Below are 26,220 nucleotides of genomic sequence, written 5' to 3'. Positions count from 1 at the left end.
GAAGCCACGGCAAGCTGAAACGAACCTGAATGGAGTGCCTATTTGCGTGTGGGCAGATGCACCTCGGCTCTCAATCCCCCTGCGCCGGCTGTTGAGTAGCTCACGCAACCAGCGTAATGCTTGACGAGATGGGCAAGAATGGAGAGCCCCAACCCATAACCCGGGTGAGTTTCGTCCTGACGCCACCCACGCTCGCCAAGATGGGCCAACTGTGCCTGCGGCACCCCCGGACCATCATCCTCGACGCAGAGCACGATCTGGTCACTCTCTATCGTCAATCGGCATTGCACCTGATTGACAGACCACTTGCCCGCATTATCCAGCAATATGCCGAGCATTTCGGTGAAATCCTGTGTCTCGACATTCACCCAGCTATCCGCATGCTCATTAGATACGCCCAGACACTCCAGCAAGAAGGTACGCTGCGGATAGATCCCCTGGAACATCTCGATCAAGCGCTGGGCCTCTTCAGCCGGGCGTGTTGTCTGACCGGCGCGCGGGCCAGCAATGCGGGCTCGCCTGAGTTCTGTCTCCAGCTGGGAATGAATCGTCTCTACACGTTGCAGCATCTTGCCACGACGTACCTCATTGATCGGTCGCTTGCCACGCAGCACCTGTGTCAGTGCCGCCAGAGGTGTCTTGAGCGCATGGGACAGATTCGCCACAGACTCTCGTGAACGAGTCAACCTAAGATCAAACTCATCCAGCAAGGTGTTGAGCTGTGATACCAGCGCATCAAGCTCGGAAGGGGCCTCAAGCACAATCCGCTTTCGATACCCGGACTGAAGTTCACTCAATTGATGGCGCAGGACACTCAACGGCTTGAGCCCCCGCCTTACCGCCAGCAGATTGAGTGATATCAGAATCCCCCACAACAGGATGGCGCTGGCGGCGATCCACCAATGAACTCGGGTCAAGCCCTGCTCCACTGGCGAGAAATTCTCGGCAATCAACAATTGCACCGCGTCCCCGCGGATATCGAAGACGTGCCGATAGACCAACAGTGGCTGTTGCTGAAACTGATGCATGAATAACGCATCCCCCTTGCCCTCAAGCAAAGGGAGCATCTGCGTCGGCAAGGCAGGCAACGAGGTACTGACCTTCTCCCCGACTCGCAACACATAGAAATGATGAAAGCTCAGAGATTCCTCACGGGCCGCTGCCATGAGCTGGGCAACAGGCCGCTCATCCTTCTTGAGCAAGGTGACGATATGCGATGCCTCATCCTTGAGACGCTCCCCAAGAAAGTCCTTCGCCAGCTCGTGGAGAAAGAAGCCATGCAGATACCAGGCAAACAACACCACCGCGAGGGATGCACCTCCCAGGCGGGTCAGCAGGCGAAAACGAAGGCTACGACGATCGATGTGAAACAAGCAGATACCCCTGTCCGCGGCGGGTCTGTATCAAGTCCTTGCCCAGGCGGCGGCGAAGGCGAGCGATATAGACTTCTACCAGATTGGGCGCCGCGGCGTCCTGCTCCAGGGCATATAGCTGATCCAGCAACTGTGTCTTGGAGTGCACTCTGTCTGGATGATGCATGAGGTACCGTAACAGGCGAAATTCGGTGGCCGTCAAGCTCGCCCACTGCTCTCCATCACAGCACACACGCTGCGCCTCTTCATCCAGCTGAATTCCGCTCACCTGAAGATACCCATGACTTGCCCCTTGACGACGCCGAAGCAGCGCATGAAGACGTGCCAGCAACTCTGCTTCATGAAATGGCTTGGTCAGGTAATCATCTGCCCCGCTGCGCAAACCGACGACCTTGTCTTCCCACGTGTCACGGGCCGTGAGAATCAGTATCGGAATATCCACCTGACCTTGACGCCAGCGCTTGAGCAAATCCAACCCGGAGCCGTCCGGTAGTCCCAGATCCAGAATGGCCAGCGCGTACTGCTCGGTTGCCATGAAGGCTTGCGCATCATTCAAATTGGAGGAGACATCCAGTCGATAACCATTGTCCTCAAGCAGCTCGGCCAGGCTTTCCGCCAGCAGGTCATCATCTTCAAGCAACAACAGCTTCATGCCAGCTTTCTCCTGATCCACAAAACACCCACTGAACACTGCGGCATATGGCTAAACCAACATGCCATGGTAAGCCTCACCATCCTATAGGGGAAAGCTGATCTCTAGCTGAAAAGACAGCAACATGCAATTTCACCAACACGCGAAGCCGCTCGAATCTCCTAGGCGCTATCCAGCCACGCACGCTTGGCTGGATAGCGCCTCTTGGTCACGGTAGCCTTGCACGCCTGTCAGGCAGGACATGCATCATGTCGGCTGCCTGAGCCCCTATTCTCTCTCTATTGGCTAATTGCACAGGATGCCCGCAATGCTCGCCAGTCCCGCCGATATTCCCTACCTCGCAAGCCTGCTTGAGGGCCTCGCGCAGTATTTCCCGCTCTCGCTGCCTATCGTCTGCGCGTTGTTGCTGCTTGCCCTGCTGACGTCAGCCATGTCTGCAGCTGTCGGGGTCGGCGGTGGCACCCTGCTGATCATGTTCATGGCGCAGTTGATGCCTGCCGTTGCCTTGATTCCGGTGCATGGCATGGTGCAGCTGGGCTCCAATGGCGGCCGCATGGCGATGACGTGGCGCCATATCGACATGCGCCGTCTGCTGGCCTTTCTGCCTGGTGTGGCGCTGGGTGCGCTGGTCGCGGCCTGGGTGTTGATCCGCTTGCCTGAAGGGGTGCTGGAGCTTTCCATTGCGCTGTTCGTGCTGTTCACCTGCTGGGGGCCGGCACTACCCAAGCGGGCTCTGAGCCGCACGGGCACCTTGATCGCCGGTGCCATCACCACCTTTCTTTCAAGTCTGATCGGTGCCAGCGGCCCACTGGTGGCGAGCTTCATCAAGCAAGGCGGCGGCGAGCGTCATACCAAGGTGGCGACTTTCGCGGCCTGCATGGTCGCGCAACACCTGACCAAGGCGTTCATCTTCGGCATGGCAGGGTTTCTCTTCCAGGAGTGGTTGCCCCTGATCGTGCTGATGATCGGCGCGGGCCTGATCGGCACCCGCCTCGGACTGCGCTTTTTGGATCGCGTCTCCAACCGGCACTTCGATGGCCTGTTCAAATGGGCGCTATCATTGCTGGCGCTCAGGCTTGCCTGGCTGGGTAGCGCTTCTCTGATCAGTCACTGATCCGCCGTCAGCCATGCCCTGATCCGCTTCTCACTCTGGCGGTCGCGCTGATGATCACAGTTTGTATCCCTGTCCTCTCGACAGGGATGCCCTGGGTATCACACTCAGCTGGCCTTGTTACCTGCCTCGTCCATCATGACGGCGTCAACATTACCTACCATCAAAAGCGCCCCGCTCAGGCATCAGGCTGAGCGGGGCGCTGCTTGTCATGCGTCAACTACAGAGCAGACATCAGAACGGATATTGGCGGGGCTCGACCTGCAGGCTGACCCACTGATCGGTGGTGAATTCCTCAAGCACCCAGTCGCCATTGAAGCGCCCAAGGCCGGAGTTCTTCTCGCCACCGAAGGGCGCGCGCGGGTCGTCGTTCACCGGCATGTCATTGACGTGCACCATGCCAGCCTCGACCTGGCGCGCGAAGCGCTCGCCACGCGCGATATCTGCGGTGAAGACAGATGCCGAGAGGCCATATTCGGTGCCATTGGCAAGCTCCAGCGCGTGAGCTTCGTCACGGGCCTTCTGGATGCCGACCAGCGGACCGAAGATCTCGTTGCGCGCCAGACTCATGTCATTGGTGACCTCGGTGAACACATGCGGCGGCACCAGCTGACCCTGCGTCTCGCCCTCAAGCATCACCTGGGCGCCCTCGCCCTTGGCCGTCTCGATCATCTCGAGCAGACCATCACGCTGCTTGGCATTGATGATCGGCCCGATGACGGTATCGTCCTGTGCGGGATCGCCGACCTTGAGTGCGCGGGCACGCGCCACGAAGCGATCGACGAAGGCGTCATGGACCGACTCATCGACGATGATGCGGTTGATGGCCATGCAGATCTGCCCCTGATGGAGGAACTTGCCGACCAGAGCGGCGTCCACCGCCTGCTCGATATCCGCATCATCGAGCACCACGAAGGGGCTGTTGCCACCCAGTTCCAAGGCAACGTGCTTGAGGTGATCACCACCGACGGCGCGCTTGCCGATGCCCTTTCCCACCTGGGTGGAACCGGTGAAGGAGATCAGCCTCGGCACTTCGTGATCCACGAAGGCATCGCCAATCTCGCTGCCGGAACCGACCACCACGCTCAAGACGCCGGCAGGCAGGCCCGCCTCCTCGAACAATCTGGCCAGCAGCAGGCCACCCGTCAGCGGCGTGTCACTCGCCGGCTTGATGACGACGCTGTTGCCGAGTGCCAATGCCGGTGCCAGGGAACGCTGGGTCAGATGCAGCGGGAAATTCCATGGGCTGATGATGCCGATGACACCCAGCGGCTTGCGGAAGACACGGCTCTCCTTGCCCGGCACCTGAGCCTCCATCGCCATCCCGGCCATGCGGTTGGCCATCGCGGCAGATTCCAGCGTGATCGCGCGAGCCGCGGCCAGCTCCGCCTGCGCCTTGATGCGGGTACTGCCGGACTCACGGATCAACCAGCCGAGCAGCTCCTCGCGTCGCTCGTCCATCAGCTCCACCGCCTTGTGCATCACACCCGCGCGCTCGCTTGCCGGCGTCTGGACCCAATCAGGCTGAACATCACGCGCCTTGCGATAGCTGGCGTCGAGATCCTCGGCGTTGGCCATGGAAATCGTGAGCAGCGAGCTCTGATCGAAGGGGTCCACCACCTCGAGCGTCTTGCCGGCTCGTCCGGCACGCCATTCACCGGCGAGAGGGAGCTGCTCCAGGTTCTGGTAATCGCGAGGCATGAGTCTCTCCGTGCTATGGGGTTACAGGAGACATGGCGATAGTGTGGCAAAACCCAACCACCGCAACTCAGCTATGCCAGAATGGCACCGCCAACTGAGAGCATCCCCCCTACCGAAACCGAATGAGAGTCAAAGGATGAGCCCTGAAGACCTGCAGAAACTGACGACCCGCCAGATGCCCTATGGCAAGTATGCCGGACGCCTGATTGCCGACCTGCCCGGGGATTATCTGGGCTGGTTTGCGCGCAAGGGGTTTCCGCAGGGCGAGATCGGTCGCCTGCTCGCGCTGATGCACGAGATTGATCACAACGGGTTGAATGCGTTGCTGGAGCCGCTGCGGCGGCGCTGAGGGACTGAGATGCTGAGGGAGTGAAATACAGAAGAGCTACGCAAGCCGCAGCGTCGCGGACAAGTCAGCGAGTGGGAATCACGACAGGCGGCCGCTGGCCTCCAGTTGATCGAACATGTCGTACAGCGTCGTCTCGAGGGGCCGGTAGATCAGACCCAGCTGCTCGCGGCTGCGGGTATTGTCGAAGACGAAGGGATGGCCCACGTTGCGCGCGACGACCTTGCGGGTCACGGCCTTGTTGGCCAGCGGACCCGCCAGCCACACCAGCCATTTGGGCAGCTGGCGAGTGGGAATCGCGTACTGCGGGCCGGCGTGACGGCGCAAGGCCCGCCCCAGTGCAATGAAGCTTGAGGAGTGGCCGGCGACCAGATGACGCCCATTGGCCGTGGGCAGAAATCCCGCCGCCAGATGCGCCTCGGCCACATCCCGCACATCCACCACACCCATGCCGTAATCCGGCGCGCCTATCCTGAGCGTGCCATCGCATAGCTGCGTCATCAGGCTGAAGGATTCGCCGCGCGTGTGATCGCTGATCGCGGGGCCGAGCACCAGCGAGGGGTTGATCACCACCAGCCGCCAGCGCGACTGCCGCTCGGCGATCTGCCAGGCGGCCTGTTCCGCCAGCGTCTTGGAATGGGAATAGGCCTGATGCTCAAGCGATGCCGTGGTGTTCCAGACACTCTCGTCGAAACAGCCGCGCGGGGTGTCTTGCGCATCGGCATTGTCGCTGTAGATGGCGGCACAGCTGCTGGTCAGCACCACTCGTTCGACACTGGCGTGACGATTGGCCTCTTCCAGCACGTTGCGCGTGCCCTCCACTGCCGGACGCACCAGATCGCGCTCAGGGTCCTCAACACTGACCACGAAGGGCGAGGCGGTATGAAAGACCACCCCACAGCCTGCCATCGCCTGAGCGTAGGAACCCGGTTTGAGCAGATCACTGGCGAAGACACGTAGCTCCCCCGGCAAGCGCTCGCCCAGCGCCATCAGCGCCGCCAGACGTTCGCTATTGCCGGGATCGCGCACGGCGGCATGCACCGTCAGGCCTTCTTCCAGCAAGCGACGAATCAGCTGCCCCGCCACATAGCCGGTCGCGCCGGTCACCAGTACCGGGCGCGATCGCTCCAGGCCTGCCAATGAAGCTTGCGTAGACGCATTGAGCGGCATGGACGACTCCCGGAATGCAGTAATTGGCGATCTGACGGCTCAGTGTGCGCGGCAATGGCGTCAGGCAGACAGCTTGACGAACCAGGTCCACAAGCCACCAAGAATCAGCGACTCGGCGGCAAAGCGGAACAGATGGCGCATCTCGATGCCATCCAGCATCAGCCCCATCAGACGGGCCGTCATGATACCGGCGATACCTGCCACCGCGAGCGTCACCAGCACCGGCAACACACCCAGGCCGATCGGCGGATACATCAACAGATACCCCACCGCGATGACCCAGCCCCAACGAATGCGCCGCGAGATCGCCGCGCCGGTCTCCTTCGGCACGGTCTGCGGCGTGTCGTTCGGGCCCTTGAAGCGGTTGACCAGCTCCGGCACTGCCGCCAGCAGTACCCCTGCTGTCAGCACGAAGCCGCCCAGAATCTGCAATACCATCATCATCGTGCCATCTTCCCTTGTCCGGTAATCAATGGCGCACATGCTACCAATACTGCCGGGCAAATGCCTGACTTAAGCCGCCGGCATCAGGTTGGCTCAGCCTCGTTCACAGCTGGCAGGTCGCTGGGCTCACGCCACAACGACATGAATGTAGCAATGCACATCAGAATCATCAGCAGCGAAAACGGCAGAGAAGCGATGAGCATTGCCTTCTGAATCGCCGCCAGGCCACCCGCCAGAAGCAATGAGCCCACCACCAGTGTAAGCAACACACCCCAGATGATGCGGTGACGGCGCTCGTTGGTTTCCTCTCCCCCGGCCATGATGGCGTTGAGCACCAGCACGCCCGAGTCCGCACTGGTCACCAGATACGTGATGATCAGGATCAAGGTGCCGCCGACAATGATATGGATCAAGGCGCCGGTATCCAGGTAATCCAGCGTCACGAACAACACGGTGGCGATATGATCGCGCACGGTTGCCAGAATCGTGCCTTGCGCCAATCCGCTGGTTTCCATGTGCAGACTGCTGCCACCCATGTAGCAGATCCATACGAAGCACATGAGGCCGGGAGCCACGACCGCCCCCAACACGAATTCACGAATCGTGCGACCACGTGAAATACGCGCAAGGAAGAGCCCGACGAATGGCGCAAAGGCTATGAACCAGGCACGCTGCAGAATGGTCCAGTCGACCTGCCACTGGCCTAACGCACTCGTCACCGGCCAGGTTTGGAAGCTGCGTTCCGGCAGGGTTCTCAAATAATCCCAGGTCGCGGAAACCAGCAGTTCACTGGCAAACAGACGACTGCCGAACCAGATAAAGACGGCCAGCAGGGCAAAGGACAGCAGCATGTTGAACTGGCTGAGCCAGTTGACGCCGCGCTTCACTCCGGTCACGGCGGACAGTGTCGATAGCCCCATTATCACGACGAGTGTCAGGATCAACGGCCAGGGGCGTGGAATACCGGCGGAGTCCAGCAATTCAGTGCCCGGCATCACGAAATCCAGCCCTGCCACCAGCTGACTGACACCGGCGCCCATGGTGGTGGCCACGCCCAAAGTGGTTGCGACCACGGCAATAATATCCACGGCGTGACCCAGGGGGCCATCCAGCAACCGCTTGCCGAAGATGGGCATCAAGGTACTGCGAATGGTCAACGGCAAGCCACGACGGTAGGCGAAATATCCCAGCGCCAGCGCCACAGAGGCATAGATTGCCCAGGCATGCAGCCCCCAGTGCAGGAAGGTATAGCTGACGGCACTTTCAATGGCCTGCTCGGACCCCGCCTGCACCTTGCCTGCCGCGATATCCGGATTGAAATTGAAGTGCGAGACAGGTTCCCCGATGGAGTAGAACAGCAGCCCGATGCCCATCCCGGCGCCGAACATCATCGAAAACCAGGCAAAACGCGAAAATTCAGGCACTTCATCATCACGTCCCAGTCGCTTGCGCCCCAACGGCGACACACACAGCACCGTGCAGAACACCAGATAGAAGGCGACGGCATATACGTAATAGAGATTGAAGTGCTCAAGCATGGTCTGATTGATCGTGGTCAACAGCGCTACGGCCCGATCAGGGAGGGCCACGGCAAATACCACGAGAAGAGTGATGATCAGTTTGCTGATCAGTGTCACCGGAATGTTGAGTCCTCGGTACAACCCCGTTTTCTGGCAAGTGATAGTGATACTGCTGTCATTCACATCGGACGACATGTCTTTACCTCACGTCAGTAGGCGCGCAGCCAGCCGTCCCTCACGCGCCATAGGCACTGGTACATGAAGGAAGCAGACAATGGCGGCACGATCATTTATTGGAATTATGGTGATCTGTGTCTCTACATCTGTGTCACTACGAAACGCGTCAGGAGATTGCGATCAGGCAGCTGCCCGACCGAACACCCCGGAGTATGAAAACAACCTCATTGCGGACGGCAGACTGCGGGCCAAGGAGTGTCATGGCGCTGCTTGATCAGCAGCGCCATCCTGAAATCATCAGTTCAACAAGGCTTCCTCGAACGGGAACTTGCTCAGGATCTCGAGGCCGTCTTCGCGCATCACGCACTGCTCCTCGAGCTTGACGCCTTCCCCGGCTTCGGGGTCGCCGATATAGCTCTCGACGCAGAGCACCATGCCCGGCTCGATCACGCCGTCGTAGCCTGAGACGGCAAAGTCGGCATGGTGATACAGGTAGGGATATTCGCCGGTCATGCCACAGCCATGGGCAGAGAGGTAATAGCGATTGGCATGGAAACGCTCGGGGATGTTCCAGGCCTTCTCGGAATATTCACGGAAGCTCATGCCGGGGCGCAGGATGTCGAGATTGTGCTGTACCTGCTCATGGGCGGTGCGATACAGCAGCTTCTGGGTCTCGGTCGGCTTGTCAGGGCCGACGTGGAAGGTGCGCGAGAAGTCGGAGTAATAGCCGTGGCAGCCGACGACGTCCGTATCCAGTGCCACCAGCTCGTTGGCGGCCAGTCGCTTGGTCGCGGTTTCCTGGAACCAGGGATAGGTGCGCGGGCCTGAGTTGAGCAGGCGAGTCTCACAGTAGTCGCCATTGTTAGCGATGATGGACTGATGCAGCACCGACCACAGCTCGTTCTCGGTGATGCCGGGGCGAATCGCTTCACGCAGACGTCCTACGCCGCGCTCGGTAGCACGCAGCGAGGCTACGACACACTTGAGCTCTTCGTCAGACTTGATGGCACGTGCACGTTCAAGCGGTGCCTGGGCATCGACGACGCGCGCGCCCAGACGATCAAAGGCGATGGCGGTCCCGGCATTCATGCGCTCCATGCCGATCACCGCTTTCAGGCCGCACAGCTCGGTAATGGTCGCCAGCATCTCGCGCGCCCATTGCTGTTCACGCTCAGCGATATCGTGACCTGCCGCAACAAAACTGGCAGTCATGGCCGGGCGCACTTCGTCGATGGTTTCCAGGCCATCGGCGAGATGCTCACAGCCCGTGAATTCGAACAGCACGCTGCGATGCTGGGTCAGCAGCAGGTAACGCGCCGGAGTATTGCGAGCGCTGAAGACCTGCATGTTGCGTGCGCCGCTGGCGTAGCGGATGTTGACCGGGTCCGAAATGATCAAGGCATCAACGCCCTGGGTGCTCATCTCTTCGCGCAGGCGATTCTGTCGATAACGACGCACGGCCACCAGGTCGATGCCTTCACTTTCAGGGGCATTGTCCTGAAGCTCCAGCGGGTGAAGGTCACTACGGTCGGCATGCCAATCAAGTTCATTCATGTTTGCTACCCAGTCAGGTCACGGAGTGTCATGCTGATAGCCCGTGGTCATCTACGGAATACCCTATGCATCACGATGACATCAGTGTGAACCTGATGATTCTAGCTGTGTATAGCCTCAATCCTGATCAATCTTGATAACCTGACGTCATCAATCATTGACCTATCAGCCAACGTTACCCTCCTCGTCTCGGAGCCCTGCATGAAGAGCTTTCGTCATCGCCTTCCGCCTCTCAACAGCCTGCTGACCTTCGAGGCAGCCGCGCGTCACGCCAACTTCACGCGTGCCGCCAGCGAATTGCATATCACCCAGGCTGCCGTCAGCCGTCAGATCGCCATCCTTGAGCATCACATCGATGCCAAGCTGTTTCATCGCCATGGCAGACGCGTCTCTCTGACCGCAGCAGGACAGCAGTTGAGCCAGCGCCTGGCGATCAGTTTCGACTTCATGATCGACGCGCTGGAAAGCGTCAGCCGCCCTTCTCCCAATGCCCGCCTGACACTGGCCGCCAACAGCGCCATCTCACACCTATGGCTGGGGCCGATGTTGAATCGACTTCGCGCCACCCAGCCGACGCTTGCCAGTGGCCTGCGCCTGATCACTGCAGATCATCATCGCGACATCCTCACCGAGGATGTGGATCTCGCCATCTGCTATGACATGGCGCCGCATCCGGATTGGCAATTGACCCCTCTGTTCACCGAGACGCTCTATCCGGTGGCGTCACCCGACTTCATCGCCGAGCTGCCACAAGGTGCCCGCGACTGCCGGGAGCTACCTCTGCTGGCGGCTCTGCCACTGCTCGACTACGAGCGCCTCGAACCCAACTGGATCAACTGGCCACGCTGGTTCAGCGGCATGGGCAAGCCGGGGTTGGCACTCAATGTGCAACGTCAATTCACCAGCTACCACCTGGTGCTGGATGCCGCATTGGCCGGGCAAGGCGTCGCGCTGGGCAGTCATCAGCAAGTCAGTGCATTGGTGGCACGGGGACAGCTTGTGCGGCTGGGGACACTGGAGTATTCCTCCGGTTGTGATTACTGGCTCGCGGCGCGTCTCGAGAGCCAGAACCCGCGCCAGGCAGCGTTGGCCAGCTGGCTGCATGAGCAGGTCTGAGATGGCCAGCACGAATACTGATGGCTGTCAGCCCAAGACGGAGGGCTGAAGATCGAGCGCTGATGGCCGAGAGCAGAGAGCAGACTTCCCATCTGCGGCACGCTGATCTATCATCGCACCATCGTCATTTCGACAAGTCTCGACATATGGACATATCAAATGAATGACTCCGACAGCCTGCCCGACCCGCAGGCCACGCTGGACACCTTCGCGGCGCTGTCCCAGGCCACGCGTCTGGACACGTTTCGCCTGCTGGTCCGCCATGAGCCACAAGGCCTGCCTGCCGGCGAGATCGCCCGTCGTCTCGAGGTGCCGCACAACACGCTCTCGACCCATCTGGGCGTATTGAGCCGCGCGGGGCTGATCCACTCCCAGCGCGAAGGCCGTTCGCTGATCTACCGCGCCAACCTCGAGCACATGCTCGCCACCGTGCAGTTTCTGGTACGCGACTGCTGCGCGGGCTCCTCGGTGGTCTGCGACCCACTGCTGGCCTCACTCACCGTGCCCGACTGCAGCGCCTCTTCCACCCCCTGTGCTTCTCAGGAGCCTGGCAACGATGACTGATTCCGTCCGTTCTACCGGCAAGATCACGATGTATCACAACCCGGCCTGCGGTACGTCACGCAATGTGCTGGCCATGCTCAAGGCCTCCGGCGAGACACCGGAGGTGATCGAGTATCTGGTCACCCCGCCGACACGCGAGACGCTGGAGTCACTGATTGCCGCCATGGGGGGCGGCCCGCGCCCGCTGCTGCGCCGCAAGGGCACGCCCTATGACGAGCTCAATCTGGATGACCCGGCTTTGAGCGATGCGGCGTTGATCGACGCCATGATGGCCCACCCGATCCTGATCAATCGCCCCATCGTGGTCACGCCGCAGGCCACGCGTCTGTGCCGCCCGTCGGAGGCGGTACTGGAGCTGCTGGACAACCCGGTCGCGCAATACACCAAGGAAGACGGCGACGTCGTCCACGCCCCCAGGTCCTGAATCATGAACGCACACACTCCCGACACGTCTCACCTGCCCACAGGCGACACCATGACCAATGAACTCATGACCGATGAGATGAAAGCGGCACTCGCCGATTTGCCCAATATCGATGCCGAGCACTGGCGACCGCTGGAGATCGATCGCCTGGTCGGACCGGATGCCCCGCGTCATGCACCGCGCATTCTGGTGCTGTACGGCTCCCTGCGTGAGCGTTCCTTCTCGCGCTTTGCCGCCGAGGAAGCGGCGCGCCTGCTGCGCGCCTTCGGTGCCGAGGTGCGCCTTTACTCGCCAGCTGGCCTGCCACTGCCGGATGACTGTGAGGCCGATCACCCCAAGGTGCAGGAGCTGCGCGAGCTGGCCCAGTGGTCCGAGGGCATGCTGTGGGCGAGCCCGGAGCGTCACGGCGCGATGACCTCGATCATGAAGGCGCAGATCGACTGGATTCCCCTGTCACTGGGCGGCGTGCGTCCCACCCAGGGCAAGACGCTGGCCATCCTGCAGGTCAGTGGTGGTAGCCAGAGCTTCAACAGCGTCAATCAGCTGCGCGTTCTGGGCCGCTGGATGCGCATGCTGACCATCCCCAACCAGTCATCCGTGCCCAAGGCCTTCAATGAATTCGACGAGCATGGCCGCATGCGCCTGTCGCCGCTCTATCTGCGCATCGTCGATGTCTGTGAAGAGCTGATGAAGTTCACCTGGATGAACCGCGACCGCAGCGCCTATCTGACCGAGCGCTACTCGGAGCGTGTCGAGAGCGCCGAAGAGGTCTCCCGTCGCGTCAATCAGAGCACGATCTGACGCAATCCGCGGTCGCGCACGCGGCTTCTCACTTACTCTTCACCCTCGACAAGGAGACGTCATGCTTGCCTTGGCAATCTTCGCCATCACGCTGGCACTGGTGATCTGGCAGCCACGTGGGCTGGGCATCGGCACCAGCGCCCTCGGCGGCGCCGTGGTCGCGCTGGCCTGCGGCGTAGTCAATCTGCCGGATGTGCTGGTGGTCTGGGATATCGTCTGGGACGCCACCTTCACCTTCGTGGCGCTGATCATCATCTCGCTGATCCTCGATGAGGCGGGCTTCTTCAGCTGGGCCGCACTGCATGTCGCGCGCTGGGGCGGCGGCAACGGACGCAAGCTGTTTCCGCTCATCGTGCTGCTGGGCGCGGTGATCGCGGCCTTCTTCGCCAATGATGGCGCGGCCCTGCTGCTCACGCCGATCGTGATCGCGATTCTGGTGCGCCTGGAGTTCTCGGCGGCGGCCTCACTGGCCTTCATCATCGCCACCGGCTTCGTGGCCGACTCCACCAGCCTGCCGCTGGTGATCTCGAATCTGGTCAACATCGTCAGCGCCAACTACTTCGACATCTCCTTCACGCATTACGCCGCCGTGATGGTGCCGGTCGATCTGATCGCGCTGGCCGCCACGTTGATCGTGCTGTGGCTGATGTTCCGCAAGGAGCTGCCCTCGCACTACGCGCTGGAGAAGCTCGAGGCACCGTCGAGCGCCATCAAGGACCGCCAGGTATACCGCGCGGCCTTCCCGCTGCTGGGGGTGCTGCTGGTGTCCTACTTCGTGACCGCGCCGCTGGGCATTCCGCTCGCCGTCGTCACCGGCAGCGCCGCGCTGATTCTGCTGGCCATCGCCGGGCGCTGGCTGGGCAGCGGTGATGCCGTGATCGAACTCGGCCCGGTACTGCGCGGCGCGCCGTGGCAGATCGTGCTGTTCTCGGTGGGCATGTATCTGGTGGTCTACGGGCTGGGCAATGCCGGCCTGACCGATCACGCCAGCGACATCCTCGCCTGGCTTGCCAGTCAGGGCGAGCTGGTCGCCACCCTCGGCATCGGCGTGCTGGCCGCCGTCACCGCCTCGGTGATGAACAACATGCCGGCCACGCTGATCGGCGCGCTGGCCATCGACCACCTCACCACGCAGCAGGTCAGTGACGCGACGCGTGAGCTGATGGTCTACGCCAACGTGATCGGCAATGATCTGGGGCCCAAGTTCACCCCGATCGGCAGTCTCGCCACACTGCTGTGGCTGCATGTGCTCGATCAGAAAGGCCATCACATCAGCTGGGGGCAGTACATGAAGGTCGGCCTGGTGCTGACGCCGCCGGTGCTGATCGCCACCCTGCTCGGCCTGTGGGCCTGGCTGGGCGTGCTCAACGGCTGAGAATCCCGCCATCTCATGGCCAAGGGCGATGGCTCAGGCCGTCATGATATGAGCACTTGCACAAGAAAGCCCCGCCGAATCCCAGCGGGGCTTTTGCGTTGTGTGCGCCATTGACTGGCAGCGAGATGTCCGCCGTCAGGGCTGGCGGCGGCTGACGATGACCCCGCTGTCGGCCGCTTCTCCCTCGGCGGCGATCTCCGCGCGCATCCAGTCGCAGAATTGCTGCACATGTCTGGCGGGCTGCGGGTGATGGAACAGCCAATAGGCACGCTGGGGATTGGCGGCCATCTCGAACAGGCATTCCAGGGTGCCGTCCTCAAGCTCCTTGCGGATCAGGCGTGGCGGACACAGCGCGACCCCCTGCCCCGCGACCACCGCAGCACTCAGCAGACTGAAGTCCTGATAGAGATCGCCCTTGTCGAGCTGGGAGGGATACAGCCCGCAGTTGTTGAACCAGTCATGCCAGGGTTGGCGCGACTGGTCGTGGATCAGCTCCAGCTTCAACAGGTCTGCCGGCTGGGTCGGGCGGCGGTGATGCTCCAGATACAGCGGACTGGCCACCGGCTGGGTGGCCCCCGAGAACAAGCGGAACGCCTGTGATGCCTTGTCCGGGAGTTCGTCCTGCCAGGTGATCATCACATCGACCTCCGGCAACAATCCCCGCGCACTGATGCCGGCATATTGCAGGCTGACCGCGATATCGGGGCATTGCTCGCGAAAGCTGTTGAGCCTCGGGATCAGCCAGCGCACCGCCACCGAGGGAAGACAGCTGACGCGCAGCTGGCGCCGCTGATGCACCCCTTGTGGGTCGACCTCGAATTCGGCCACCGACTGCTCGATTCTGGCAAAGCCGGCCTGCAGGCCATCGGCCAGTCGGCGTCCGGCGTGTGACAGCACCACGCCGCGTCCAGCCCGCTCCAGCAGACTGACCTCCAGCGTGGCCTCCAGGCGGCGTATCTGGTGACTCACCGCCGACTGGGTGATGTTGAGCTCATCCGCAGCCGCGGTGATGCTTCCCAGGCGTGACACGACCTCGAAGGCATTGAGCGATGACAGACTGGGTCGCATGGGATGTCCTTGATGACTGGCCTGGCCGGGGGCCAGAAACCGGTTGCTGAGTGCCTGTGCCAAGCGCTGGGCTGAGTGCTTGCGAGCAGCGCCCTGATAGAAGAAAGGCGTCAACCAGCATATGACGGCAACCCATGATATTGAGTCATAGGTTAAACGAAAAATGGTCAGTTTTCTGCAATGTACCTCATGGCTAAGGTGAAGGTGTCAGTGATATTGCCAGCTCCCCGCTGCTTGTTCCGCGCAAGCCTGCTGCAACACGACACCACTGGTGAACAATAACAAGACGCCTCGGCGTCACCATGAGGTCTCCTAGGATGAACTTACCTGTCCTGCTGTCGTTCGGGCTCTATCTGCTGCTGATGCTGGGCATCGGCATCTACTTCTATCGCATCACCCACAATCTGTCGGATTACATACTCGGGGGGCGCGGCTTGCCGCCAAGCGTCGCGGCCTTGAGTGCCGGCGCTTCCGATCTCAGCGGCTGGGCCCTGATGGGCCTGCCCGGCGCCATCTTCAGTGGTGGCCTCTCGCAAGCCTGGATCGCGGTCTGGACCCTGGTCGGCGTCTACCTGAACTGGACCCTGGTCGCCGAGCGACTGCGCGTGTTCACCGAAGCGGCCGGCAATGCGCTGACGGTGCCGGACTATCTGGAAGCGCGTTTCGAAGACCGCTCACGCGTGCTGCGTACCCTGTCTTCCGTGGTCATGCTGGTGTTCTTCACCTTCTATGTCTCGGCGGGTCTGGTCGGTGGTGCCGTGCTGTTCGAAGGTCTCTTCGACATCGATTACCGCGTCGCACTGTGGTTGGGCGCGCTGGTCATCGTCGGCTATACCTTCCTCGGTGGCTTCCTCGCCGCTTCGTGGACCGACCTCATCCAGGGCCTGATGATGGCCGCCTCGCTGTGTGCCGTGGCTGCCATGACGGCAGTGGCGCTGTTCGGCGATGGCGCAGCCGCCCCGGCAGCGGCGCAGGATGTCGCCCCCATCGGTGGCCTGATGGAAGGCGTGACCTTCCTGGGCATGCTGTCCCTGGCCGGCTGGGCGATCGGCTACTGTGGCCAGCCACACGTCGTGGTGCGCTTCATGGCCGTGCGCAAGCGCGAAGATATCAAGGTGTCGCGGCGTATCGCCCTGCTGTGGTCCGCCATCACCATGGCGGCTGCAGTATCAGTGGGCGTGCTGGGTTACTACTGGTTCGGCGGTGAGCTGGGTGGCGGTCTCACGGACAGCGAGCGTGTCTTCATCTCCCTGAGCCAGATCATGCTCAACCCCTGGGTGGCAGGCTTCATTCTGGCCGGCGTCCTGGCCGCGATCATGAGCACCGTCGATTCCCAGCTGCTGGTCTGCTCCAGCGCCATCGCCGAAGACATCTACCGTGGCCTGATTCGCCCCAAGGCAACGCAGAAGGAGCTGGTCTGGCTGAGCCGCGCCAGCGTGATCGGCATCGCTCTGCTCGCCACCGTGATGGGCAGCGAGCGTGACAGCAGCATCCTCGGCCTGGTGTCCTACGCCTGGGGTGGCTTCGGCGCCGCCTTCGGTCCCGTCATCCTGCTGTCACTGTTCTGGCGTGGCATGACCCGCAATGGCGCCATCGCCGGCCTGCTGGTCGGTGCCCTTACCGTCGCGATCTGGAAGCCGCTGAGCGGCGGCCCGCTGGAGATATTCGACATGTTCGAGGTCGTACCCGGCTTCCTGTTCGCCCTGATCGCCGTCGTCATCGTCAGCCGCATGAACGCAGAACCTGCCGCCAGCGCCTGCTTCGACCGTCTGATGAAGCACTGGCGCCGCGAACAGGCCTGACCCCGCGCAGGGGGACCGAGAACCTCCCCCTGTGCCCTGCAGATACCGCCACTGCCGGCCATCACACTTGCTGGCAGTGCACAAAAGCCCCCAGCCGGGCAGCGAATTCCAGGCAGTCCGGCCTGGTCATCAGATCCAATTTCGACTCACGAGGAGTCCTGTCATGAGTGATGTACCTGCCGCCTATCAAGCCAGCAAGGGTTCGATTCTGGACGTCGATCGCGACTTCTACGACAGCCTCACCGAAGGCAAGGCCGAGCGCACCCTGGTCGCGACCCATACCGTGCCGCTGCGCGATGGCCTGGCGTGGGAAGTGCCGGCGGGCCACGTGCTGCGCATCAAGATCACCGAAGGTTCACAGGTCGGCGATTTCAACATGTGGAACCTGCACAACCCGCGTGAGCGCATGTGGGCGTCTCGCACCCGCCAGCTGCAGCGCGCGCATGTCAGCACCTATGATCGCCTGTGGTCCACACTGCCCTACCTGCGCCCGATGGCGACCATCATCGATGACACCCTCGCCGACTATGGTGTCGATGCAGAAGGCGGCCGCGTGCATGATCTGCTGGGCACGCGCTGCGACCCCTACGTCAATCGCCTGCTGACCGGCGAGGACTTCGATCACCACTGTCACTCCAACCTGGTGCGCGCAGTGGAGCCCTGGGGCCTGACCGAATTCGATATCCACGATGTGCTCAACATCTTCCAGTGCACCGGCCTCAACAATGAAGACAAGTACTTCATGAAGGCCTGCCCGGCACGCAAGGGCGATTACCTGGAGTTCTTCGCCGAGACGGACCTGCTGTGCGCGATGTCCTGCTGCCCGGGGGGCGATCTGTCAGTGGACCTGTGGGGCCCTGATGCGCGTGACCCGCTCGAGACCTGCAACCCGCTCGGTGTCGAGATCTATCGACTGGAAGGCGACGTGCTCGCAGGCTGGGAGTCGCCCAAGGTCGCGGCTTACGCCGGCAATCACGGCCGCCAGCCCCCCACCACCGATTGGGCCGCCATCAAGCGTGAGCGCTGCTGCTGATGCGGCTTTTGACACGCTGATCGCCTTTATCGGGTACTGATGTAACAAAGCCCCCTGCCGACACTCTCGACAGGGGGCTTTGCCTTTCATGTACGGACATCGCCGCCTCACCCTCGGCTTGTCTGCTCATACAAACGGCGATGTTCGGCATGCAGCGATGTCCACAGCGGCGCCATGCGGGCAATCAGGCGAGGATCAAACTGCTTGCCGGATTCCTCGCTGAACAATCCGACCAGACGCTTCAACGACCAGCCCGGCTTGTAGGCGCGCGGCGAGGCCAGAGCATCGAAGACATCCATCATCGCGGCCACCTGACAATGCAGTGGCAAGGCACCCCCGGCGGATCCGGCAGGATACCCTTGGCCATTCCAGCCCTCGTGGTGGGTGATCGCCACCAGGCTGGCCAACGCTCTCAGGGGGCCGCGCAGCGTAAACAGCAGACGCCCGCCGTGACTGGCATGATCGCGCATCGTGACGCGCTCCTCATCACTGAGCGCACGCGGGGCATTCAAAAGCTCCGTCGAGATACCGACCTTGCCGATATCATGCAGCAAGGCTGCGCTATGCAGGTCATGCAGTGGCACCTTGCGCTGATCGGACGGCAACAGCCTTGCGTAGAGAAATACCGTCAGCCCCGCCACCCGCCAGGAATGCGCCAGGGTATCGCCATGATGACGATGAAGGAGGCGCGCCAGGGCCAGGACCCCGGGTTCGAGCGTCTTCGCCCCGGGGGGCGGCTTGAAGAGGTAATCCGGCAAGCAGGCATCACCGGCGGGCGCGAATCGCGTCGCGCACAGGGCATTTTTCATGGGGGCTCCCTGTTCAATCTGCCTATCAAGGGTCGTGAGTCATCAGGGGGCGCATGATCGATGCGCCAGATAGGGTCGCATCAGCCCAGAATGACGAACGCCTATTTGTCGTTCGTTTTTTAGATTTGTGTTTCACATCCGTCTCGCAAGCTCGGGCCTTCATATCCGCTTCGAAGACCAGCTCTTCCAAGACCCTGCACCTACTAAAAAGGACTTGCTAAAGAGGGCTTGATAGACAGCACGTGATAAAAAGTACCTGGTGAATATTAGGCGATAATAATGACGTGTCTCAATGTTTCCTTCATCAAATCTTTACCTTATTCGTATTGCAACAATGACGCATACCGCGCTCAGAGACGCGCGCATATCATCTCGCGAACCATTCCAGCAGATGCTCGATCAAGCGCACCGTGCGGAGCGGACGATGGCGCTCACGATGATAGATCAATGACAACGGCACATCCGCCGGCTGCCAGTCACTCAGCAACTCCTGCAGCTCTCCTCGCGCGATGGCTGATTCACAGTAGAGCCTGGGCACGCGAATGATGCCATTGCCGGCGATGGCACCACTGACCAGCACATGCCCGTTGCGGCACTCAAGCTGGCCACCCACGTCCACCTGCAACTCGCGAGGCTCTGCCCCGCGTGCGGTGAAGGACCAGCGCGAGACCGAGCCGACCAGGCAGCGGTGATCCACCAGCTCGCCGGGCGTGTCTGGCGCGCCATAGCGGGCGAGATAGTCGGGGCTGGCCACCACCACGTAGGGCAATGTCATCAGCGGACGCGCGATGAAGTCGGCATCCTCGAGGGCGCCCATGCGCAGGGCGATATCGAAATCATCACGAATCAGGTTCACGCGATGACTGCTGAAATCCAGCTCCACCTGCACTTGCGGCCAGGTCTGCATGAAGGCATGTACGGCGGGTGCCAGCAGCCGCTCGCCGATCGGCCCGCCGACGCTGTTGATGCGCAGCCGTCCGCGCATGGCATTGCGCTCCTCACGTACCAGCGTGACGATCTGGGTGATGTCGCCCAACGCACTGCGACACTGGGCATGCAGCAGATGACCGCTCTCGGTGAGTCGCAACGAGCGTGTCGAGCGCTGCATCAGCGACACGCCCAGTGCCTGTTCAAGCGCAGTGACCTGTTTGGAGACCTGCGACCGCGACACGCCCAACTGCTCGGCGGCGCGGGTGAAGCTGCCATGATCCGCCGTCATGACGAAGGCACGAATATCGGCCAGAGGAAGCGATTCGAGCATGGGGCTCTCCAGGTAGGTTGGATGTCGAGAGGGAACACAGAGGCAGGCACGCCAAGACACTCAATCGAAGATACTCGACCGAAGACACGCAATCGAAGACAGTCAGTCACAGAGCATCATGCCAGCAGTCTACCAGCCGCATCCACGGCTTCAGCGGCAGCGCAGCCTTGCATCACAAGGCCTCCTCGACGACAGATGGCGCGCGGATCCTTGGCGTTAGATAACGCATACAAAAAGGGGCGCTGATGAGCGCCCCTTTTTATTTCTAGATCACCAGCCCATTACCAGATCACCAGTCTATTACCAGATCACCAGTCTATTACCAGATCACCAGCTTATGACCAGATCATCAGTTCACCCGACTTCCGAAACTGGCTTATATCGTCCGTCTTGCCTGTCTGGATGCCGTGACTGTCTATATGCCGTGACTGCCTATATGTCGTGACTATCCTGGCATCTAGCCACCCCTGGCGAGTCAGCCTGCCAGAGAGGGCCGGATTACCAGCCGACGCTGGCTGACAGGGTGATTTCCATCGGGTCACCCACCAGCACGCGGGTATCGCCGCCGCTGCCGTAGTAGTAGCCAGTATCGAACAGGTTCTTCGCATTCAGCTTGAATTCGGTGTCCGGGCCGAAGAAGTCATGACGCCAGCCGACGAAGGCATCTGCCACGGTGTAGGCATCCATCGAGAAGCTGTTGTCGTCATCGCCTTCACGCTCGCCGACATAGCGCACACCACCGCCGACACGCCACTCGCCGTAGTACGGGTCGATCGCCAGATCATGTGCCAGATAGAGGCTGGCCGCATTGAGCGCCGCATTCGGCAGACGATTGCCCTCGGTGCCTTCGGTATCCTCCAGCACTTCGGTATCGGTGTAGGCGTAGCTGAACAGCAGGGAAGTGCGATCCGTCAGGGCCCCTTCGAGGCTGAATTCCAGGCCTTGCGAGCCGGCTTCACCGATGGTGCGAGTCACACCATTGTCAGTGACTGCGACGTTTTCCTTGCGGATCTGGTAGAGCGCCACGGAGGTCGCCAGACGCGGATTCCATTGACGCTTGTAGCCGATCTCGTAGCCCTTGCCGAGCTCGGGGTCGAGGCTATCGCCGCTGTCACTGTCGCTGCCGTTCGGCACGAAGGATTCGCTGTAGCTAATGTAGGCGGAGCTGGCATCGTCGATGCGATAGAGCAGATTCGCGGAGGGCAGGAACAGGTCGTCGCTGTAATCGGGGTCAGACACGAAGTCCTCGCCCTGCCCGCTCTGCTGATCGAACCAGGTGTAGCGCCCGCCAAGGCCCAGAATCCACTTGTCGGTCAGATACCAGCGGTCGCTGACATAGACCCCGATGGCCTGGGTCTCGTCGAGACGATTGCTGCGCGAGGTATTGATGTCGTCGGAGGTCACCTGGGCCAGCTGGCCGTGGTTCACGTCGGTGACGGTGGAGACCGTGACGGAATCGCCGAAATAGCGCTCATCCAGATAGTCGCGAGTGGTCTCGTAATCGGCACCGATGACCAGCTGGTGACGCTGCCCCGCGATCTCGACATCGCCCATGGCGTCCAGCGCCGTGTAGTGCTCGCTGCGATCATAGCCCTGGTTCTCTTCGGCGCGCACGGTCACATCGCCGCTGTCGCTGACGTCGGTGACATTGGCGCGTGCATCGCTGTACTGGCGACGCGTCCAGCCGTAGGTCAGCTTCATGTCCCAGTTGTCGGTGACTTCCTGCTTCCACCAGGCATTGACGGACTCGTCATGGCCATAGACGCGGTTCCAGGATTCATCGAAACGCGTGCCACGCGTGACGTTGGCGGCGCTGCCGTTGTAGAAGACGGTGCCACGATCGATATCCAGCTCGTAGTCCTGGTACTCGTAGCTGATCTGGGCACTACTGTGCTCGCCTTCCCAACGCAGTGACGGGGCGATGGTGGTGCGACGGTCATTGCCGTACTCGCGCCAGGAGTCTTCATCTTCATGCGACAGGATGAAGCGATAGGCCAGGCCGGTATCCTCGATGGGGCCGGTGGTGTCCAGGGTGGTATTGCCACCGCCGAAGGAGCTGACCTCGCCACTGATCTCGGTATGCGTCTCGTACTGCGGACGCTTGGTGACCATGTTGATCACGCCGCCGGGGTTCTGCTGGCCCTGAAAGAGCGATGACGGCCCCTTGAGCACCTCGACGCGGTCCACGGTCGCCGTGGTGTAGGTACGGCGCGGCTGACGGATGCCGTCGATCAGCATCGAACCATCGCTGTTGCTGCCGAAGCCTCGCTTGACGAAGCCGTCTTCGGTGCCCCCCAGGGTGTTGCCCAGCTGGATACCCGCGACCGGCTGCAGCGCCTCTTCCAGATCATCCAGATTGAAATCATGCATGACCTGCTGGGTCACGACATTGATGGTGCGCGCCTGCTCGAGGAAGTCCACCGATTGCTTGTTGGCCAGGCTCGAGGCCTCGGCGCGGTAGCTGCCCGGCGCCACTTCGCCTTCACGCTCTCCGGTCACCACGATCACCGAATTCGCGACTGGCGACTCGTTTGAGGTGGCACCCTCTGCCGCCAGCGAAGTGCCCGGCAATGCCATCAGGCTGAAGATCAGGCAGGAGAAATGTCACTTGTTAGTGCTTGCAGCGCTATCCCGAGAATGATTTGGCACCTGAAAACCCTTTGTACGCGATGCGACAGCGTCCTGCTGAACCACACCTTTCCTCTGCTCGATGAGCAGAAAGTGGCCATGACTGACGCCCCCCGCGCCAGTAAAAGAGTCGCGAATGCTAATCTTTATCAAATGCTACCGCAACGAAAGTGCGTGATTTTTCCGCGGAATGACCTGAGCTTTGCCTTATTTGACGCTCAGAAAACCTCTATTTGCGTAATTCTACTGACATCGAACCGTCACACGCGCAATGCGCGACGTCAGACCATGGGCGCAATGACACAAGGCTTGGGAAACGCCGCATTGACACAGGGAGAATGAGCGCTCTACCCTGCACAGGTAGAACGAACACTCTCCTTCGTTGATTCGACCATGGCACCGACATGATCCAGCACGATATCGCCGCCCGCCTGGAGACGCTCTTCAGCCAGCGCGGCTTCGCAGAACCGAGTGTTGCCGAGCTCAAGGCAGCGTCAGACGTGAGTCTGCGCACCCTCTATCGCCACTTCCCCTCCAAGGAGAGCATGGTGATCGGTGCGCTTCAGCATCGCCACGAGCGCTACATGGCCTTCCTCGAAGAGGGAGTGCCCGAGGATGGCGCTGCGGCGCTCAGCCACCTCTACCAGCGGCTGGGACACTGGATGGCGTTCGAGGCGCCCAATGGCTGCATGTCGGTCAATGCCCTGGCGGCCTTTCCCGACAACCCACAGGTGCGCGAGGCCGTCGATCGCCACAAGCACGAGACTCTCGAGTGGCTCGGCCAACACAGCCGCCGCCCAGACCTCGCCACCGAGCTGTTCCTGATCCATGAAGGCGCCTCCTCCGCCTGGCTGGTGCTGGGCGAGAAGGCCATCGAGGCCGCACTTTCCACCACACTGACCCTGTTGGGAGCACCCCACCGATGAGCTCACTTGCCACAAGCAAAGACAGCATGCACGGCGTCTACCTGACCGGCCATGGCGGCCCGGAAGTGCTGGAAGTGCGTGACGACATTCCTCGCCCGACACCCGGCCCGCGTGACGTGCTGGTGCGGGTCGGCGCGGCTGGCGTCAACAATACCGACCTCAACACGCGGCTGGCCTGGTACTCCAAGGGCGATGGCGAGGCAGAGGATGCCAGCTGGTCCGGGCAGCCGATCCACTTCCCGCGCATCCAGGGGGCCGATATCTGTGGCGAGATCGTCGCGGTCGGCTCTGATGTCAGCCAGGCGCGCCTCGGCGAGCGTGTGCTGATCGAGCCCTGCCTGAGGGAGCACGACGGCCAGGCGCTGGAGTCCGCCTGGTATATCGGCGCCGAATGCGATGGCGGCTTTGCCGAATATACCCGGGTCGCGGCGCGCCATGCCCTGCGCGTCGAGAGCTCACTCAGCGATGTGGAACTCGCCTCCTTCCCCTGCTCCTACTCCACCGCCGAGAACATGCTGACCCGCGCACGGCTTGCCAAGGGCGAGCGCGTGTTGATCACCGGCGCCTCCGGTGGGGTCGGCTCCGCGGCCGTCCAGCTCGCCAAGGCCCGTGGTGCCCATGTGATTGCCGTGACCAGCGCGGCCAAGGCCGATGCCCTGCGCGATCTCGGAGCCGATGACATCGTGCTGCGCGATCAGCCACTCGACGAGGCGCTCAACGGCCAGAGTGTCGAGGTGGTCATCGATCTGGTGGGCGGCCCGCAATGGCCGCAACTGCTGGATATCCTGGGCTACAAGGGGCGCTACGCCGTCGCGGGTGCCATCGGTGGCGAGATGGTGGAACTCGACCTGCGCACGCTGTATCTGAAGGACTTGAGCTTCTTCGGCTGCACGGTGCTGGAACCGGAGGTCTTCCCCAATCTCGTGCGCCATATCGAGCAAGGCAACATCAAGCCGCTGGTCGCTGACACCTTCGCGCTGGCCGAGATAGCCACCGCCCAGGAGGTCTTCCAGCAGAAAGGTCACGTGGGCAAGGTCGTGCTCAAGGTCCGTCAGGACTGAAAGCCCCCTGCCCGCGCGACCGGCCAGAACGCAAAAGGGCTACCCGATGGGTAGCCCTTGTTGTGACTGAACGCTCATTGCTCGGCAGCTATTACTCGACGGGCATTGCTTGACGGGCATTGCTCGACGGTCACTGACAGACGATCTATAACAGACAATCGCGTGGCAATAATCAGTCGCTACGCTTGTCTTCGGTGTTGGTCTCGAAGTCACTCGCCGAGTGGCGCTCGATCAACTGCTCCTGCGGCTCTCCCCAGAAACGATTGACCATGCGACCCCGCTTGACCGCCGGGCGTTCGGCAATTGACTTGGCCCAGCGCTGCACGTGCGTGTAGTCCTGCACGGAGAGGAACTCGGCGGCGTCATAGAGCTTGCCTTCGACAAGTGCGCCATACCAGGCATAGATGGCGATATCCGCGATGCTGTATTCGTCACCGGCGATATAGGCGTTGTCGGCCAGCTGACGATCCAGCACGTCAAGTTGACGCTTGGTCTCCATCGCGAAGCGGTTGATCGGGTACTCGAGCTTTTCCGGGGCGTAGGCATAGAAGTGGCCAAAACCACCGCCCAGGTACGGCGCAGAGCCCATCTGCCAGAACAGCCAGTTCATGACTTCGACACGCTTGGCGGGGTCCTTGGGGATCAAGGCGCCGAACTTCTCGGACAGATGCAGCAGGATGGAGCCGGATTCGAACACGCGAATCGGCGTCTCGCCGCTTCTGTCCATCAGCGCTGGGATCTTGGAATTGGGATTGATCGCTACGAAATCACTGCCGAACTGATCGCCCTCGCCGATACGGATCGGCCAGGCATCGTATTCGGCGCCGCTATGCCCGAGCGCCAGCAGCTCCTCGAACATGATGGTGACCTTCACGCCGTTGGGTGTCGCCATGGAGTAGAGCTGGAAGGGATGCCCGCCGACCGGCAGCTCCTTGTCATGCGTCGGGCCCGCGATCGGCCGATTGGTACTGGCGAACTTGCCGCCACTCTCGCTTTCCCATGTCCAGACCTTGGGCGGCTGATAACTGTCGCTCATACCCTTGACTCCTTGGCATCCTGTTGAAGCTTCAAGACTGAAACTTCAAGACTTCGGTGACGTCAGACACGTCGGCGTGGCGCCGCTCTGACTCGGTAGACATGTTATGACGGTAAGGCGCTCGTGACACAAGGGGATGAAATGACAAGATTTTGTTGCTAGTATGCCACCAGTTTTTGGGGAGTAGCCCGCTCTCGTCACCCAACGAGAGTCTCGGATGTCAACATAGTCGGCAGGCATTGCCGTGGCACCGAGGACCCACCTATCC

General features: G+C 61.5%; 23 protein-coding genes. 11 read left to right on the top strand and 12 right to left on the bottom strand.

Annotated elements, in window-relative coordinates; translation table 11 throughout:
* Window positions 1–38: 38 nt before the first annotated feature.
* Together QD208_RS06830 and QD208_RS06825 are read right to left on the bottom strand one after the other, a co-directional pair.
* Window positions 39–1,373: an ATP-binding protein gene (locus tag QD208_RS06830; RefSeq protein ID WP_279836300.1), complete on the bottom strand. Its 1,335-nt coding sequence runs from the start codon at window positions 1,371–1,373 to the stop codon at window positions 39–41.
* Window positions 1,351–2,025 carry a response regulator transcription factor gene (locus QD208_RS06825; protein WP_153635664.1) on the bottom strand — a complete coding sequence of 225 codons (675 nt, stop codon included), beginning with the start codon at window positions 2,023–2,025 and terminating at the stop codon, window positions 1,351–1,353. Before QD208_RS06825 ends, QD208_RS06830 begins: the two co-directional genes overlap by 23 nt.
* 307 nt (window positions 2,026–2,332) lie before the next feature.
* Here QD208_RS06825 and QD208_RS06820 point away from each other — a divergent pair, with 307 nt between their 5' ends.
* Window positions 2,333–3,139 carry a sulfite exporter TauE/SafE family protein gene (locus QD208_RS06820; protein ID WP_279836299.1) on the top strand — a complete coding sequence of 269 codons (807 nt, stop codon included), beginning with the start codon at window positions 2,333–2,335 and terminating at the stop codon, window positions 3,137–3,139.
* 231 nt (window positions 3,140–3,370) lie between these two features.
* Here the strand turns inward: QD208_RS06820 and QD208_RS06815 are convergent, their stop codons facing one another.
* Window positions 3,371–4,837, bottom strand: coding sequence for an aldehyde dehydrogenase family protein (locus QD208_RS06815; protein WP_279836298.1), 1,467 nt, complete (start codon window positions 4,835–4,837; stop codon window positions 3,371–3,373).
* Between the two features lie 136 nt (window positions 4,838–4,973).
* Between QD208_RS06815 and QD208_RS06810 the strand changes: the two genes are divergently transcribed.
* The gene (locus QD208_RS06810; protein WP_052384432.1) at window positions 4,974–5,186 is read left to right on the top strand and encodes a DUF3820 family protein; all 213 of its coding nucleotides are present in this window, start codon (window positions 4,974–4,976) and stop codon (window positions 5,184–5,186) included.
* 78 nt (window positions 5,187–5,264) lie between these two features.
* Here QD208_RS06810 and QD208_RS06805 read toward each other — a convergent pair whose 3' ends face one another.
* The 4 genes from QD208_RS06805 to QD208_RS06790 all read right to left on the bottom strand — a co-directional run bounded on the left by QD208_RS06805 (window position 5,265) and on the right by QD208_RS06790 (window position 10,048).
* On the bottom strand, window positions 5,265–6,353 hold the full coding sequence (locus QD208_RS06805; protein ID WP_279836297.1) for an NAD-dependent epimerase/dehydratase family protein: 1,089 nt from the start codon (window positions 6,351–6,353) through the stop codon (window positions 5,265–5,267).
* A 60-nt stretch (window positions 6,354–6,413) separates the two neighbouring features.
* The gene (locus QD208_RS06800) at window positions 6,414–6,797 is read right to left on the bottom strand and encodes a hypothetical protein (RefSeq protein WP_043332759.1); all 384 of its coding nucleotides are present in this window, start codon (window positions 6,795–6,797) and stop codon (window positions 6,414–6,416) included.
* 83 nt (window positions 6,798–6,880) lie between these two features.
* Window positions 6,881–8,512, bottom strand: coding sequence for a BCCT family transporter (locus tag QD208_RS06795; protein WP_279836295.1), 1,632 nt, complete (start codon window positions 8,510–8,512; stop codon window positions 6,881–6,883).
* A gap of 279 nt (window positions 8,513–8,791) precedes the next feature.
* A complete protein-coding gene (locus tag QD208_RS06790) occupies window positions 8,792–10,048 on the bottom strand; it encodes a Xaa-Pro peptidase family protein (protein ID WP_279836293.1) in 1,257 nt (418 codons plus the stop codon).
* Window positions 10,049–10,249: 201 nt separating this feature from the next.
* Between QD208_RS06790 and QD208_RS06785 the strand changes: the two genes are divergently transcribed.
* The 5 genes from QD208_RS06785 (at window position 10,250) to QD208_RS06765 (ending at window position 14,328) form a co-directional block, all read left to right on the top strand.
* Window positions 10,250–11,164: a LysR substrate-binding domain-containing protein gene (locus QD208_RS06785; protein ID WP_279836292.1), complete on the top strand. Its 915-nt coding sequence runs from the start codon at window positions 10,250–10,252 to the stop codon at window positions 11,162–11,164.
* A 159-nt stretch (window positions 11,165–11,323) separates the two neighbouring features.
* Window positions 11,324–11,728, top strand: a complete 405-nt coding sequence (locus QD208_RS06780) for a helix-turn-helix transcriptional regulator (protein ID WP_107334903.1) — start codon at window positions 11,324–11,326, stop codon at window positions 11,726–11,728.
* On the top strand, window positions 11,721–12,152 hold the full coding sequence (gene arsC, locus QD208_RS06775) for an arsenate reductase (glutaredoxin) (protein ID WP_279836291.1): 432 nt from the start codon (window positions 11,721–11,723) through the stop codon (window positions 12,150–12,152). Before QD208_RS06780 ends, arsC begins: the two co-directional genes overlap by 8 nt.
* 51 nt (window positions 12,153–12,203) lie before the next feature.
* On the top strand, window positions 12,204–12,953 hold the full coding sequence (arsH, locus tag QD208_RS06770) for an arsenical resistance protein ArsH (protein WP_279836290.1): 750 nt from the start codon (window positions 12,204–12,206) through the stop codon (window positions 12,951–12,953).
* A gap of 61 nt (window positions 12,954–13,014) precedes the next feature.
* The gene (locus QD208_RS06765; protein ID WP_279836289.1) at window positions 13,015–14,328 is read left to right on the top strand and encodes an arsenic transporter; all 1,314 of its coding nucleotides are present in this window, start codon (window positions 13,015–13,017) and stop codon (window positions 14,326–14,328) included.
* Window positions 14,329–14,463: 135 nt separating this feature from the next.
* Here QD208_RS06765 and QD208_RS06760 read toward each other — a convergent pair whose 3' ends face one another.
* A complete protein-coding gene (locus tag QD208_RS06760) occupies window positions 14,464–15,396 on the bottom strand; it encodes a LysR substrate-binding domain-containing protein (protein WP_192838180.1) in 933 nt (310 codons plus the stop codon).
* 317 nt (window positions 15,397–15,713) lie between these two features.
* Here QD208_RS06760 and putP point away from each other — a divergent pair, with 317 nt between their 5' ends.
* Both putP and QD208_RS06750 read left to right on the top strand, forming a co-directional pair.
* The gene (gene putP / locus QD208_RS06755; protein ID WP_153635656.1) at window positions 15,714–17,198 is read left to right on the top strand and encodes a sodium/proline symporter PutP; all 1,485 of its coding nucleotides are present in this window, start codon (window positions 15,714–15,716) and stop codon (window positions 17,196–17,198) included.
* 163 nt (window positions 17,199–17,361) lie between these two features.
* A complete protein-coding gene (locus tag QD208_RS06750; protein WP_279836286.1) occupies window positions 17,362–18,231 on the top strand; it encodes a DUF1989 domain-containing protein in 870 nt (289 codons plus the stop codon).
* 107 nt (window positions 18,232–18,338) lie between these two features.
* Here the strand turns inward: QD208_RS06750 and QD208_RS06745 are convergent, their stop codons facing one another.
* The 3 genes from QD208_RS06745 to QD208_RS06735 form a co-directional block, all read right to left on the bottom strand.
* Complete coding sequence (locus QD208_RS06745; RefSeq protein ID WP_248378653.1) at window positions 18,339–19,040, bottom strand: HD domain-containing phosphohydrolase; 702 nt, start codon at window positions 19,038–19,040, stop codon at window positions 18,339–18,341.
* Between the two features lie 367 nt (window positions 19,041–19,407).
* Window positions 19,408–20,301, bottom strand: a complete 894-nt coding sequence (locus QD208_RS06740; protein ID WP_279836285.1) for a LysR family transcriptional regulator — start codon at window positions 20,299–20,301, stop codon at window positions 19,408–19,410.
* Window positions 20,302–20,799: 498 nt separating this feature from the next.
* A complete protein-coding gene (locus tag QD208_RS06735; protein ID WP_279836284.1) occupies window positions 20,800–22,878 on the bottom strand; it encodes a TonB-dependent siderophore receptor in 2,079 nt (692 codons plus the stop codon).
* A gap of 455 nt (window positions 22,879–23,333) precedes the next feature.
* On the opposite strand from QD208_RS06735, the gene QD208_RS06730 reads away from it, so the two are divergent.
* On the top strand, window positions 23,334–23,855 hold the full coding sequence (locus QD208_RS06730) for a TetR/AcrR family transcriptional regulator (RefSeq protein ID WP_215824328.1): 522 nt from the start codon (window positions 23,334–23,336) through the stop codon (window positions 23,853–23,855).
* Window positions 23,852–24,916 carry an alcohol dehydrogenase family protein gene (locus QD208_RS06725; RefSeq protein ID WP_279836282.1) on the top strand — a complete coding sequence of 355 codons (1,065 nt, stop codon included), beginning with the start codon at window positions 23,852–23,854 and terminating at the stop codon, window positions 24,914–24,916. Before QD208_RS06730 ends, QD208_RS06725 begins: the two co-directional genes overlap by 4 nt.
* A gap of 172 nt (window positions 24,917–25,088) precedes the next feature.
* On the opposite strand, the gene yghU is transcribed toward QD208_RS06725, so the two are convergent.
* Window positions 25,089–25,952 (bottom strand): glutathione-dependent disulfide-bond oxidoreductase, encoded by an 864-nt coding sequence (gene yghU / locus QD208_RS06720; RefSeq protein ID WP_279836281.1) that lies wholly within the window; start codon window positions 25,950–25,952, stop codon window positions 25,089–25,091.
* Window positions 25,953–26,220: the final 268 nt, after the last annotated feature.

The organism is Cobetia sp. 29-18-1 (assembly GCF_029846405.1).
Lineage (GTDB): Bacteria > Pseudomonadota > Gammaproteobacteria > Pseudomonadales > Halomonadaceae > Cobetia > Cobetia amphilecti.
Note: the sequence above shows the minus strand (reverse complement) of the source record. Positions and strands in the feature narration are given on the sequence as shown.